General features: G+C 45.6%; 7 protein-coding genes and 3 pseudogenes. 3 read left to right on the top strand and 7 right to left on the bottom strand.

Translation table 11 applies throughout. The features are described from left to right. Positions 1-7 precede the first annotated feature (7 nt). A pseudogene (locus tag KMZ15_RS06665) lies at positions 8-169 on the top strand (IS5/IS1182 family transposase); the annotation flags it as partial. A 134-nt stretch (positions 170-303) separates the two neighbouring features. Here KMZ15_RS06665 and KMZ15_RS06660 read toward each other — a convergent pair. The 6 genes and pseudogenes from KMZ15_RS06660 to KMZ15_RS06635 all read right to left on the bottom strand — a co-directional run bounded on the left by KMZ15_RS06660 (position 304) and on the right by KMZ15_RS06635 (position 12,312). Next, a complete protein-coding gene (locus KMZ15_RS06660) occupies positions 304-2,919 on the bottom strand; it encodes a pentapeptide repeat-containing protein (protein ID WP_223691883.1) in 2,616 nt (871 codons plus the stop codon). Positions 2,920-3,001: 82 nt separating this feature from the next. Then, positions 3,002-3,441, bottom strand: a pseudogene (locus KMZ15_RS06655) (transposase); the annotation flags it as partial. Positions 3,442-3,530: 89 nt separating this feature from the next. Then, a complete protein-coding gene (locus tag KMZ15_RS06650; protein WP_223691880.1) occupies positions 3,531-5,918 on the bottom strand; it encodes an amino acid adenylation domain-containing protein in 2,388 nt (795 codons plus the stop codon). Between the two features lie 17 nt (positions 5,919-5,935). Beyond that, positions 5,936-7,261 carry an IS4 family transposase gene (locus KMZ15_RS06645; RefSeq protein WP_223691058.1) on the bottom strand — a complete coding sequence of 442 codons (1,326 nt, stop codon included), beginning with the start codon at positions 7,259-7,261 and terminating at the stop codon, positions 5,936-5,938. A 47-nt stretch (positions 7,262-7,308) separates the two neighbouring features. Beyond that, positions 7,309-10,869 (bottom strand): HAD-IIIC family phosphatase, encoded by a 3,561-nt coding sequence (locus KMZ15_RS06640; RefSeq protein WP_223691878.1) that lies wholly within the window; start codon positions 10,867-10,869, stop codon positions 7,309-7,311. Between the two features lie 207 nt (positions 10,870-11,076). Next, positions 11,077-12,312 carry a cytochrome P450 gene (locus tag KMZ15_RS06635; protein WP_223691876.1) on the bottom strand — a complete coding sequence of 412 codons (1,236 nt, stop codon included), beginning with the start codon at positions 12,310-12,312 and terminating at the stop codon, positions 11,077-11,079. A gap of 200 nt (positions 12,313-12,512) precedes the next feature. Here KMZ15_RS06635 and KMZ15_RS06630 point away from each other — a divergent pair, with 200 nt between their 5' ends. Then, positions 12,513-13,127, top strand: coding sequence for a hypothetical protein (locus KMZ15_RS06630; protein WP_258134744.1), 615 nt, complete (start codon positions 12,513-12,515; stop codon positions 13,125-13,127). 187 nt (positions 13,128-13,314) lie between these two features. Here KMZ15_RS06630 and KMZ15_RS06625 read toward each other — a convergent pair whose 3' ends face one another. Next, complete coding sequence (locus tag KMZ15_RS06625) at positions 13,315-13,578, bottom strand: hypothetical protein (RefSeq protein ID WP_223691872.1); 264 nt, start codon at positions 13,576-13,578, stop codon at positions 13,315-13,317. 486 nt (positions 13,579-14,064) lie between these two features. Between KMZ15_RS06625 and KMZ15_RS06620 the strand changes: the two are divergent. Next, positions 14,065-14,253, top strand: a pseudogene (locus KMZ15_RS06620) (transposase domain-containing protein); the annotation flags it as partial. Between the last annotated feature and the right edge of the window lie 258 nt (positions 14,254-14,511).

Below are 14,511 nucleotides of genomic sequence, written 5' to 3'. Positions count from 1 at the left end.
GGCACAAATGGGTCCGAAGGCACCTATAAGGGAATGCGGTTTATTCCGCCAACTTCTGAGTGAGTTGATCAATATGTAGCATCCACTCGTGCGGTTAGCAGGTTTGATCAACTGGGACCGTCTACATGCTTCAATGAGCGTAAGCTTTACCTCCGGTAGAGGACGTCCGGTATTGGACGCCTTCTATCTATGGCTCGTTAAAAATGAAGCGGAAGTCTTGCCCAAATCGCTGATCGGCAAAGCCATTCGCTATGCATTGGGGCAGGTGGGGATAGTGGATCGCTTAACGTTGACTGAGCTTACCTAAGCGAAGTGCCCCGGTACACCCACGGCTCCGCGCTGCTGTAACAGTTTCTTATTCAACTGACTTAAGCCTTGCGCATCTTGAACAGTGGTGTCTGCCAAAACCAGTCTATCATGCGTAGAACTCCAAGAGAGTCGTACTTGATAGCGCCCCTCGTTTTCGATGACCTGCCAGACACGAACCGATTTATCGTCAGAGCCGGTAACCAAATAGGTGCTATTTAATATCTCTTTCCAGGCAAAGCTATTAATGCTTCCTTGAAAACCTCGCACCACCGCTAAACACTGACCCGAGCTCGCGTCCCACAGCCGTACCGTCTCGTCCCAGCCACTCGAGGCGATCTGCAGACCGCTCGGTGAATACATCACGCTTCTAACCCCATCGGTATGCCCTTTTAAGATATGGCCAGCCTCACCGCTGTGCGTACCCCAAAGCCGCACCGTCTTGTCCAAACTGCCCGAGGCAATCTGATCACCGCTTGGCGCATACACCACGCTCATAACCGAGTCGGTATGTCCTTTTAAGATGTGGCCAGCCTCCCCGCTGTGGGCGTCCCACAGACATACCGTCTTGTCGCGACTAGCAGAAACGATCTGATCACCGCTCGGCGAATACACCACGCTACTAACAGCGTCGATATGCCCTTGTAACGTGTGGCGGAGCTTCCCGCTGTGCACGTCCCACAGACGCACCGTCTTGTCCCAACTGCCCGAAGCAATCTGATCACCACTCGGCGAATACGCTACGCTCGAAACCCAACCGAAATGTCCCACTAAGGTGTGACTGAACTGCCCGCTGTGCGCGTCCCACAGACACACCGTTTGGTCAAAACTGCCCGAGGCAATCTGCTGGCCACTGGGCGAATACACCACGCTACTAACCGTATCGGTATGCCCTTGTAAGGTGTGGCCAGCCTTGCCGCTGTGCACGTCCCACAGACGCACCGTCTTGTCGCGACTAGCAGAAGCGATCTGATCACCGCTTGGCGAATACACCACGCTACTAACAGCGTCGATATGCCCTTGTATGGTGTGGGCAGCCTCCCAGCTAAACGCGTCCCACAGCCGCACCGTTTTGTCAGCACCGCCCGAAGCAATCTGCTCACCGCTCGGCGAATACGCCACGCTACGAACCACGCTGGTATGCCCTTGTAAGGTGCGACCGGCCTCCCCGCTGTGCGCGTCCCACAACCGCACCGTGTTGCCATAACCGCCCGAAACAATCTGTTTACCACTCGGCGAATACGCTACGCTCATAGCAGAAGAGATATGTTCTTGTATGGTCTGATCAGCCTCTCCGCTGTGCGCGTTCCACAGACGTATCGTCTTATCCGAAGCGCTCGAGGCAATCTGATCACCGTCGGGCGAATACGCCACGCTCGAAGTCCAACCGGTATGTCCTAAGGTATAGCTGAGCTGCCCACTGTGCGCGTCCCATAGACGCACCGTCTTGTCCACGCTACCCGAGGAGGCGATTTGATTTCCATTGGGCGAATACGCCACGCCACTAACACGCTCGGTATGCCCTTCTAAGATATGGCCGGCCTCTCCACTGTGCGCGTCCCACAGACGCACCGTCTTGTCATGACTGCCCGCGGCAATCTGATCACCGCTGGGCGAATACGCCACGCTATTAACACAACCGGTATGTCCCGCTAAGGTATGACTGAGCTGCCAGCTTTGCGTGTCCCACAGACGCACCGTCCGGTCGGCACTGGCAGAGGCAATCTGATGACCTCTAGGCGAATACGTCACGCTCTTAACGTCGCCGGTATGCCCGTGTAAGGTGCAAATTTTCTCCCAGCTCGAAGTGTCGTAGATGCTGATCGTGCCGTCTCCGAGGCCTACTGCACATGCCTTCCCATCCGGCGAATACACGCAGGAATTGACTGAACTCTTTTCTTGGAGATAAGGCCATTCGCCAAACCGTACCCCTGCCATTTTGGCTGCGCTTAAATTCGCCTGACGCAGCCAGCTTCCACTAAAATTGACTCCGCTCAAATCCGATTCCTGTAATTGGGCTGAATCGAATACCCCATAACTTAAATCTGCGCCAGGCACGCGGATTCCTTTGAGGTCTTTATGATTGAATTGCACGCCTGCTTTAACCAGCAACGTCAGTGCATTAGCCGCTATCGCCTGCACCTCTTCTGCTTTAGATCGCTCTACCCAGTGCAATAACTTTTCTTTTAGCTGGACATCTTGCTGAACGCTGTCTCGTAAAAGCGCAAATATTTTTGGGTTGTTAACAACGCATACCAGCTCAAAAAGTCTAAATTTCTCTACTACCTTATCGAGTTGCGCTGAGTCAGAAAGCTTTTGCAATTGAACTAATGCAAATTGTTTTAATTCTTCGTCTGGGCGGATTAAAGAGCGTTGATATTCAGTTTGAATCCTCTCTTTGATTAAGTGTAATTTCAGTGCGGGGGAATCTATCAGTTCACCATCACGAGTCACTGTCGTTAAGGCTTTAAACAAATTCTGCCGGTTCGAAAAAACCAGATGGTTTTCTATTTGTTCTCGAACCTCCAGCGGAAGCGAGAGAAAACCAGATTCGGTGGATTTTTGTGCTGCCGGATAATGCGCATTGATCGAACTTGAAATTGGGCTAAACATAAATCTTGTTTCATTAAAAATAAAATTTCCGAATTTTAAAAGTCGGTCCTGAATAAATCGTTTTGCGTACTATTTGATCTAAGGCGTGTATAACATGACCTAACGCCCCTTTGAGCCAATTTCGATCAAGTTTCCCATCCGCTTTCATATGACCAATAGTGGGCTCAATGGCACTGCGTCGCTTGATTATCGCGCTTAGCGTACGGGTAATACCCCGACGTATGCCAGAGTGATAGATTTTACACCCTCGATTGCGATCCCTTTGTAACCGCGATCAACGATGGCAACCTCTGGAGTCACATCACTCAGGATCGCTGCCTGTTCTAGCGCTTCGGCCAGCGTATGACTGTCGTAAGGATTGCCTGGCATCGAGCGCGCACCAACCACTAGCCCTTCCTGGTGAGTCGTCGTGATCGACACTTTTACACCGAATTCGTAGGGCTTACGTGCCTTGCCCTTGGCTCTGCATTCCACTTCCGGGGCATGCAGAGCATAGAGTTTGTCTTTATCCTTGATTTGTTGACGAAATGCCGCTGGATACGGCGCTTTGGATTGACGCATTACGAACTCCTTTTCGGTAGTTTAAAAGTGTCCGCGAAAAGCAGTCAGCTTCAAATCTCTAATGTTTCTATAAGTCGCACAATAGCGGCTATGCTTTCTTCATTCTCCAGCAATGTCATATGCTCGCCGGGTACGCTGTATTTGGTTAATAAGGTTTTGGGTACAACCGTGGATAAATAATTATTTTCATCGTGCATGCCAGAAAACAGCTTCTTTGATTCGCTAGCTTTGAATAAAACCACAGGGGTTCTAGACAAAGGCTTGGGCTTAAAGGCAAAGCCAAGTTCTTGTAACTGCTTATAGCGAGGTGCAAGGCGCTTCAATATGTCTGTACTCACCTGCTCCTGCTTCAGGAATTCTTGCTCAATCTCTTTATAAAGTTCAAATACACCTTGCTTGATCTGTTCTCGCACACCATCATTTTTTAGATTTGAAACAATCCAAGTATCTAGCAGCAAAACGCCTCGTATGTTGTTAGTGTCTTGCATTTCTGCTTGATATGCTATCTCCAGCGATAACATACCGCCAAATGAATAACCTATTAAAATAATCGGATCTTTAATCTGTTTTTGAATATATTCAAGATATGTGCGCGCTATATTTTGAATGCTATTTTGAATTTTCCCATGATTTGAAAGGGCTGGGTCTTCAATGCCAAAGCAGGTACGATTTGAGATCAATGCTTGGATTAATTTTTCATAAGGAAATAAAAAACCACTAGCTGGGTGGATAAACACAAACGGAGGATGAGCCTCATCCCCTGATTTTAGTTTGCGGAGTGGGGAGTAGGGTGGGGGACAGCCAAGCGCGCTCTCGGATATCAAATCAACTATATCTTGTGGTGTTACGCTGGCGTTAAATGCAGCTGGCGGAAAATTAAACTGCGGAAATTGTTGCTGAATGATAGCTCGTAGAGACATACGGTCGAGAGAGTGAAAGCCTTGAAAATCGAGAGTACGATTTAGTTCAATAGAGTGAATGTTAGAATGAACGCTACGGCAGGCAGCAATAATTTGATTCTGCATAGAAGTAAGAGGAACTTCCACTTCTTTATTTTCAGCTGGGGAGGAAATTTCTTTTTTCAGCAATGCCTTTTTGTCTACTTTTCCATTATGGTTAAGAGGAAATGCATCAAGCAGAATGTAAAACGCTGGCACCATAAAAGCAGGTAGCCGTTGACTTAAATAAAAGCGCAAACTCTCCGCAGTAGGTAGCTTTCCAGATTTTTTAGCCTGATAAAAAACAATCAGTTGTTTATTATTATCTGCTTGAGGTTTGGCCAATACGACGGCCTCTTTTACCATTTCATGAGAGATAAGATGGTGTTCAATTTCGCTTAAAACAACAAGATTGCCCGAGATCTTGATTTGGTCATCTGCACGACCTAAATAAACTATATTACCGTCCAAATCATATCTGACTATATCTTCCGTTTTATAAAGCAGATCGGGGGTCACTGATGAGACCGTGACAAAACGTTGTACTTGCAACGCCGGATGACGATAACAGCCTAAACCTTTACCGCCGATATACAATTCTCCTTTCGCCCCTAAAGGAACCTGTTGCCCCCACTTACCTAGGATATAGCAGCTTGTATTGTTAATGGGTTTGCCTATCGGCACCCATGATTTATTCTGAAGAGCTTGTTTATCGGTAATCTCGTACACGGTAGTAAAGGTCGTATTTTCTGTAGGTCCATAGCCGTTGAGGATATGTTTTGGACGGCCTTGCGAACAATCAAAGATTCTTTCAATCGCTCTCGGATTGAGTACATCACCGCCTGCTAATAAGTAGTTTAGTTGTCTAAACAATGAAGGTCGATTGTTGGCGTAATGGTGAAATAAACCAGCCGTTAACCATAGAATGGTGATACGTTCCTCAATAAGCTTCTGTTCCAACCGATCCATATCCGATATTTCGTTTTTGTCGAAAACGACTAAACGCGCCCCGTTTAAAAGTGCGCCAAAAATCTCAAAGGTGGCTGCATCAAACGCCGGGTTGGAGGCAAAAGCGATGCTATCTTTAGGACCAAATTCAATGTAATTGGGCGCCACAACTAAACGCATAATCCCTTGCTGTCTAATTTCTATCCCTTTGGGCGCTCCAGTCGAACCAGAGGTATACATCAGGTAGGCTAGGTGACTGGCTGTTGTTTCAGGAAAAGTGCAGTCCAAAGAAGGGAAGTGAATAGCCTTCTGGATATTGAGCAAAGTAACTCTAAAAGAATCAGGTGCGATTAGGTCAGGTTTGTCGTGGAGTAAAACGCGCAGCCTAGCATCCTCAATAATATATTTTTGACGTTCAGTTGGATAATCCGATGGAATGGGCACATAGGCTGCGCCCGCTTTAAGAATAGCCAGAATTGCAACCACAAATTCCAGACTTCTGCCGGCATAGATGCCGACCAAATCATTTTCTTGAATCCCTTGCTCTAGCACATATCCTTATACACAACTCAAAATATCTGGTTTTGGCGCGCCCAGCGTAGACCCTGAGCAAAGGCAGTAACCTGCTGTAATCCTTGCCAGATGGTTTTTACGCCGGGCTCGCCATCCCCTTTTCGGCCTAAGAATCCACCCAACATCGCAATAAGCCGCACTACTTCATTGAGTCGAGGCGTCTTTTTTGGCACAGGTTTTTTCATGAGAAGATACGCGGCTTGCCATTCCTCTGGCTCAAACAGCAGTTCTGCTTCCAGATCAGGGCAAGTACGGCCTAGTCTCATCAAGCGAGCGATTCGCCAAGCCACCACCATATAGACCGCCAGCGCCCTCTCTAACTTTTCGATAGCCCCTAGTTGCAGCGCCTCGACGCGACAGCCGTTTTTGAGAACGTGGAAGAACATCTCAATCTCCCAGCGAGCCCGATACCAGTCAATCAACTCCACTGCTGCGTCGAAATCAAGTACCACGCGATTAGTGAGCAAGCGCCACTCCACAGGCTTACAGCCAGACGGTACCTCCACTTCTTGGGCTATTACGCAGGTCACTTCTAACGGGGAGCCCTTTCTATCATCAAGGACAACGCGTTTCATTCTGACTTGCTGACGTACCGCTCGAGCCTTTTGGCCATGCCGTGAGGGCATCATAAAATGCAATTCGCCTACCGCTGCCTGCGCACCGACTGCCTCCCACAGGCGAGCACCATCTGGTAGCACCCGGTTGTGACACGAGCGAATTAACCAATCCACCGGATTCCCCAGTTCGGAGGCTTTGCATATCAGTTCTAGCATGTCGGATTCACGGTCTGCCATATACACCAAACGTGTCTCGGGTAACTCGGCTGAGAGTTCTGCCAGTCGGCTATACCCTTCGATCCAGCGTATACTTTCCTTGATCCCAGACCGATTCTCTACGTCTTCTTTGGATGCACGTGCCCACATCCACGCATCTAATACGCCTAACGGTTCACGCTCCAACGATACCGCATACGTCGGGTGCAGGTACATACCTCGTTGCGCTTCGTAACACAGGGGACCCAAGCCTTCTATCGATTGTCCGTTGAAGTTCAGTTCCGTGGTGTCTTGGATGCACAAAACGGTACGCTGCTCTTGTAAGCGCGCACGCGAACAGGACCAGTGCGGCTCTAAAATAGACTCCCAACCTATATCCTCTTGAGATAAAAATCGATACGCCCCCTGGGTTTCCGCCCACCCTTTACATGCCCCAGGCAGACTCGCCGTCGGCTTTTCCCCAAGACGCTCTGCAAGCAACATCAGCCTCTTGTTTAACCGCTTGTCACCTAAATCTACTGTCTTAAATTCTTTCGCTGCCCAGCTCATCTCTGCCTGTCATCTCTTTCTTTTAAAGGTTTATTGTACTTGGCTGTTTATAGTTGTGTGTAAGGACATGGCTCTAGCAGAGTGAGCGCCAAGGAGTCAGATTGTTGGTTAAGCTCGTAGTAGCTCAATGTACGTTCACCATGACAAACTGCTGGCTGATCACCTTGTTTGATAACCCGTTCCCGAAAAAGGGCGATCAAGCCTCGATTATCGTCACTGGAACTTGGTATTTGCCTTAAGTTAAATAAATATTTTTTTTGTTTTTCGCAAATACAAGTCATATGGTGGATTTTTTTCATGGGCTCTTGGCAAATCCCTTCCAAGAGATAGAGAAAATTCCGTGTAATTTGAGAAATCAGTTTTGTGGAGTAACTCGCCTTTGCATATTCAATCATGCCTAAAAGGCTGTCGGGGGTCTCCCGAACAAACAAGGTGAAGTCTCCAAAGCGAGTGGTTTCTCGTAAGTCATATAGAGTAGAAGATATTGGCGGGACTAAACTTGCTACCTCGTCACCCAGCGTCAGAGTGGCCATGGGGTAGTTTTGATAAATAAATGCAGGATTTTTCAGAGGAGACGAGATGCCGTTTTGCTGAAGCTGCTGCTGCAATTTCTCAAAGAGAATTTGTTGATATTTCAAGCTTCTCAAAAGAGCAGTTTGGTTGGTTTTAACATACTCAATGAAACTCATGTCTTCTTTCAGATGCACGGCTAAAGGCATTAAATTAATAAAAAATCCTACCGTATTTTGAAAAGAAGGGTCTTCTTCTCTGCCAGATGCGGCTGTCAGAATAACAAAATGATTTTGATTGGCGTACGTTCCTACTAAGAAGCTATAGGCAGAAAACATCAAACTGTTGACCGTCACTCCCATAGTACAGGCTGCATGAACTAATTTGATATGCAGATCTTTCGGTATAGTAAATTCATGACGCGCGCTTAAAGAGGTGAGAGATGTTTCCAGCGCGTTATCAGGGGGAAATTGAGCAACTTCTGTGTTCTCTAATTGTTTGAGCCAGTAGTCTAATGCTTCTGTTTGGTACCTTTCACCATATTTTTGCTGCTGCTCAGCAACCAAATGACTGTATTGGGTAGGGGAGGGATCGAGTGCTGCTGATGACTGGCATGCAAACGGACGCAAAAATTCAGATAATTCATTAACGATGATATTTAAGGACAGCGCATCAAAAATAATATGGTGAGCACAGATTGCAAAGTAATAATGCGAATCTGTTTTAAGCACTTTAAAACGAATCAAAGGCGGTATTTCAAGAGCGAAAGGTTCGCGTGCAACTTTGCGAATAATCGTGCCAAGATCAGCAGATTTTTCCAAAGTCAATATCTCAAAATCCAATTTAACCTGGTCGGAGGGGAAGATATGTTGCGATACAATATGTTGGCTAGAGGCACTCAACCCCGTTCTAAACACTTCATGCCGATTGAGCAAAATTTGACAGGCTTGTTGTAAAGGTTCAATGTTAAAAGGTGAACTTACAAAAGGAATCACCATGTGGTTATCAAAGGAGCGCTCTGCATGATTTTGCTCATTCAGCCACAGTCTTCTTTGCTGAAAAGAAGCAGGAATAATAGCCCCGCTTATTTCAGGTACTGTAGCCACATCTGATAAGTTAATGTTAGCTTGCCGCCTAAGTGTCTGAACCAGTGATTGCACAGTCAGCTGCTCGCTCAACAAAAAGGATATAGCAAGCTTTATTTTGTATTGCTGATATAAAAAGTAAGCGAGTTGTGTTGCTTTCAGGGAGTTTAATCCCTGAAAAATCAAAGCCGCCTCAGGTTTCATCTGATCCAATGACAATAATTTTTTACAGAGGTAATGAATACCTTCTTCGAGGTCTATTTTTGAAATATCAGACAGCACTTCTTTGCCAATAAAATATTGGTCTAAGAGAGGTTCAAGCGTAGATGTCCAATCAGCCAGCTGTGCATAGTCTGCTTTCTTATATCCATTGATAGAATGATTTACCTTAGCAGAGTGTGTTTGTGCAATCGCCTGCTCTGTTAATGCGGCAGGATTAATTTTGGTTAATGCGAGTACATTGAAAATGAAATTCTGTTCATCTGTCTCTATACCTGCTGCTTCAAATAATATATCCAGAAATTTTTTTGCAGGAATATTCCTTTCTGTGGCTTGGAAAGGTAACTGAAAAATATTCGCTCGAGATGAAACCTCATGAGCAATATGTTGGATAAATTTATATTCAAGCTCCTTCTTAAAACCACGACAGCTTACAAAAAATTCTTCACAGATAAATATATTTTGGGCGAACTGGCCTATCGCTGCGCAAACGAGGCCATATTTGCCAAATTTATCTTCAACCTCCATCATCCAACCTCGAGCCAGAGGTTTTGACAAATAGGTTTTAATGCTGCTTGCGGATATCTTGACGTGCCCCGTCAAGTTGAATTGGGTGCAGTTCTCCGTTAATTGGGCAATTCTGTCATAGTGTTTGGACGTCGTTGCAGGTTCAATGACGCTGCTTAAGTTAAGTGTTTGAATAAATTGCGAATAGCTTTGATGGTGGCTCTTAGATTGAGTCAGTAACTGATCTCTGATAGCATTATTTTGATAAAACTGAGTACGTTGTTGATCTGCTTCAGTCGCCTTGCCACGGTCCAGCGCCCAAACATGTTGGAATAATTTTTCGAATTCCGGTAACTGCTGCGGCATTTGGATAACTGAAACCATGGGCAGTGCATATTTGATTTGCGCACATTCTTGGGCAGAATCATCAATAAAGATAAACCGGCCCAGCTCCATGTTCTCAAATTCCTGAGCAAGCATCTCTAAATTATCGGATTTAAGCCCATAGTTAATTTTGTACGCTGCAATGTGGGAGCGGTTGAGCACCATTTCTTTTTGGCGATTTTCAAACACCTGAAAGATGATTTCAGGGTCATTTTGACTAACCAAGCAGATGAGCACACCGGCCTTGTATTGTTCAACTAGGTGGGATTGTAAGGCTAAGTTATGAGACTCAAAGCGTATACCCTCTATCCCGACAGAAGCAGCCGTACCCGTCCATAGGGTATCGTCGCAATCCACCGCGATGACTTTATGAGGTTTGGTTTTAATGAAATGATAGCGTCTCGCCAGCAGGCAAGCCAGTCCTACATAAAATTGTGGCTGATACGGTATGTGATAAGGGATTTCGTTAATGGGATCTTGGATATCTGTTAGCGTAAAGTAATGCTGCTGAATATCCTCCAAAGTGATGAATGCGCTACAGTGCTCTTTAAGTTGATCGGCGAGCTTCTGCTCGGCTTGCAGTGCTTTGCTTTGTTGCAGAGGACTTTCATAGTAGCTAGGACATAGCGCAACGATGATGGGCAAAGTATTGCTTTTAACCTCATAGAGAATATTGGCAAACGCATCAAGGTTAACTTGTAATACGGCCCCTTCTTCTATAGATGCAACCAAATCTTTGATTCTAACGAGGACGATCAAGGTATCTGGCAGTGCTTGCAAACCCGTTTTTAAAGCGGCCAGTTTAGGTATAACATCGCCATAGCTGATTTCTAAAGGCGTATCTGGTGAAAATATATCTAGCAGATGTCGCAGCGGAGCGCGCAAATAATCAGCTGTAAACATAGACGTCACCAACATAAAAAAACCTATTTAGGATAGCCTTGCACGCAGGTCGCTTGCTAGTTTAGATAACGACCGGGGAAAAGCTGTTAATCGAACAGGAACCAAGTTTGCTCTAAATCTTGATTCTCTTTATTGTTTTACAGGCTTGAACAAAATTATTTGCATCCCACTTGTTCGCGGAATGCTGCCTGTTAGCTCTTCATTGATTTACCAGGAGACCGGTAGACTACGTGGCTTGATAAACATCGTCGCATCGTCCCACGGGATCTCTCGCTCTGGAATAGCAAGAGACAAATCTGGAAAACGCGTAAACAACGCAGAAAAAGCAACCTGCAAGAACATCCGCGCTAACGAAGCACCTAAACAGAAATGGACGCCGTGACCGAAGGTAATCGAAGCATTTGTGGTGCGGTGAATGTCAAATTTATGGGGTTCCGGATAATGTTTGGGGTCCCATGTGGCTCCGAGCATTGGTAGACAAACAGCATCGTTTTTACGAATAACTACATCGTGCATAGTGATGTCTTCTAAAGCAACTCTAGGCAGACCCAGCACACTATTGTGGTGATAGCGTATCACCTCTTCCACTGCCTTGGGCCACAGCGCAGGGTTCTTGAGGCATTCAAGTACTTGCTCGCGGTTTAGCATTAAAGTCAAAGTGCCGGTGCTCATTGGAGCAACCAGTGAGTCAGAGCCCGTAATAAGCAGATAGCAGATGGTGCCGACTAATTCTGCTTCACTAATCACGCCCTCTTTTCGAGCACTAATGAGAGCGCCAGTCGAATCATCAACGTTAGAATTGTCGGTTAAGCGCCTAGTTTCGATGATGGCCTCAGCAAATTCTTTAATTTTGTCAGTAGCAATGCTGATATCTTCTGGAGTCGCCATAAGATCAGTGGATAAACCTGTCTGAGCTTGGAAGTATTGCAAGTAAGTTTTTTGGTGTTCAACGGGTATGTGAAGGATGTCCACACTTGCCTGCAATGGTAGCGCCCCCAAATAAGCTTCCACTAAATCAGTCGGCTTGGGTCCCTGCTCCATCGCATCGAGCAATCGTTTGGCGTGTTGCTCCACTAAAGGGCGATGCCGCTCAGTACCAGCTGGTGTATAAAAGCGTTTGAGTACCTGGCGAACTCGGCTATGATCAGGGGGATCAAGGTTAAAAAGCCCGCCAGGGATTTTGGTGATATCTTCACCGGCCATGCGTGGCGCTCCCGCAAAAGTAAGGTCTCGTGAAAAGCTGGAATCACTTAATACTCTTTCTATATCATCTTTGCGGGTGAGCATCCATGCGTCCCTGCCGCTGGGTAAACGAATTGGACAAACAGGGCGATGTTCGCGTGCCCAATGGATAACCAGTGGTGGTGTTCCATTTTTACCCAAAGGGAAAGGGTATTGGATAGGTAATGTCGGCTCGTCGATTTGATTGATCGTGTTATTCATTAGAATGCTCCTGCGGTAGCATAATGAAACGTTTGATGAAAATAGCCAGAATGGATTAAAGCCGATCAGGGTTTGGTCAGATGCGCAAAAATGCACTGACAATTTTTAGTGTAAGAACAAATAGAAAATTTCTTTAGCATTATAGGGACACCTTGCATGTTTATAAAAATAATACTAGGAAATTCTGGAGAATGATCAAAATGTTGAAATTTCTGAAAAAAATATTTAGTGGTAGCCAATCTAAGGATGCAGATCCTGTTGATACAGATGTGCCTGAAGAAAATGTTGCCGAACTATTGGATAATGAAAGTGGGCCTGATTTGGAACAATTGGAAAAAAATCTTCAGAAGTTCATCCAGTTCTTGACCGCTTCCTTATCCCAGACGGAAGCTCGGCGTCTATGGCAAGTAGCCCGCACCGCCCTATACGAAACAGAAAGCTCGTTTGAGGCGCTACAGGAAGTTATGTCAGGGGACGACGGCCAACGACGAGGTCAGTGGCTGATCATTCAACTAGACTGGAAGGCAAGTGAAGAAATTGGATGGCAGGTTTCTGAGATTCTGGCAACCCTCAATGCCCAAGAGCAGTGGGATCATGATTGCGAAATGGAATTCGAATCAGTTCCTGCTGCATTTCAGGCATTGTCGGAGTGGCTGGCCGCAAGAGAACTTGCACTTCTGCATTTTGAAACGGATTCTGACTCCTATTGTGCCATCATTATCAAAGGTTCTGACGTTGCCGCGACAAAGCAACTTGCAGAAGCCGCACAGCTCACTCCCTACGATCAACTTGATTTTTCTAAACGCAATTGCTAGGGCGTGTATTTGAGGTTAGTTTGACCTTGCTTCGATAAGGTACCCTGAAGTTGACTCATTTTTGAACTGACCCCCGAAAGTTGGACGGTAAACTAGTTAAGAATAAAAAGGCTGTGACCGTAGTTGTCTGGCGACATCGCAAACTGCTGCCTCTCGGTTGGCGAATTGAATTTCCCCTCGCTGCTTTCTAATTTTCTATAATTTCTTCTATATCCTCACTCATTTCTTCTTTCAATTCCTTCGTCTCTTTTGAAATATCATTTAAAATATAACTCTTATTTTTTACACTTGACTCAGAATGGATTACTTTTGTTAAACGTTCCATCAGCAATAAGGTTCTACTTGCTAGCTCCCCAGTAGGTTTTGGCATAATTTTTTCTAAATTACATGCGATCTCTCTTAATTCTACTGCTCTATCATGCACAGCACGGCCATAATCTTCTACTTTCACTTTGCTTAATTCATCTGCAAGCTCCGCTAAGGACTTTGTTGCATTTTTATTTTTTCAAGATATGAGCGCCTGTTCTTCGTGGATAGGATTATCTCCGCCACAGCCCATAAAAGGAAAAATACATAATGGTGTGGAAAGAATAATAGATCGCATCGCTACTTATATAAAAATTAAATTATAAAAAATCTCTATAAAAACATGGCTGCAATTATTAATTAAATCTAACAGTCATTATTATTTTCACGTAACAAAGCAGCCATAAATCTAGCTTCCATATGATCCAACTGAACTCTAAGAGATTGATTTTCAGTTACTAGCCCTTGGTTGTTAAACAGCGTGCAAAACTTTCCAGTTTAGGAGAGGAAACAGCGTTCAAAAGTTTCCACCCTATTTGTGCGATGATCCGGCGAATTTGCCGGGGTAACCGTCGTAATACACACGTCCCCTCGCGGACCCATGCAGGCCAACCCTTGACATCAGCATAACCGAAAGAATTGGCCTTTTACAGGCTCTGAATGGGCTGGCCGGCGCGCTGCTACGATTCAAAGTTTGTTTGCCATGGCAAAACTCAATGGGCTTGACCCCGCTGTGTAGCTCAAAGACATTTTGGAAAAATTACCCGCTTGGCCTCACCGTCGAATTGACGAATTGCTCTCGCTACAACCTCTTTTATAACTTGTCAACGGTGGCGTGGATAAATGCTTACAATTCATTTGCTCCCCACAATTCTTCACACACATGCTTGTACGGGATTATTTTCTGCCCTATCATAAATCGCAGAATCCTGCACAGGTTCGGGGACGTCATTATGCTCAATTTTTTAAATAGGATCGCTGATTACTCAGCATCCTCAATCGCATTGACGTTACCCAGGAGGAATATTTAAGAAACGAAAGTCTCTGCGTAAGGGGTTAAGAGCTTTAGAAGAATAAC

Origin of the sequence: Mycoavidus sp. HKI, from assembly GCF_020023735.2 — a bacterium.
Classification (GTDB): Bacteria; Pseudomonadota; Gammaproteobacteria; order Burkholderiales; family Burkholderiaceae; genus Mycoavidus.
Note: the sequence above shows the minus strand (reverse complement) of the source record. Positions and strands in the feature narration are given on the sequence as shown.

Coding starts and splice junctions, on each gene's coding strand:
- KMZ15_RS06630 (WP_258134744.1), top strand. CDS start 12,513: ATGTTGAAATTTCTGAAAAAAATATTTAGTGGTAGCCAATCTAAGGAT.
- KMZ15_RS06660 (WP_223691883.1), bottom strand. CDS start 2,919: ATGTTTAGCCCAATTTCAAGTTCGATCAATGCGCATTATCCGGCAGCA.
- KMZ15_RS06635 (WP_223691876.1), bottom strand. CDS start 12,312: ATGAATAACACGATCAATCAAATCGACGAGCCGACATTACCTATCCAA.
- KMZ15_RS06645 (WP_223691058.1), bottom strand. CDS start 7,261: ATGAGCTGGGCAGCGAAAGAATTTAAGACAGTAGATTTAGGTGACAAG.
- KMZ15_RS06640 (WP_223691878.1), bottom strand. CDS start 10,869: ATGTTTACAGCTGATTATTTGCGCGCTCCGCTGCGACATCTGCTAGAT.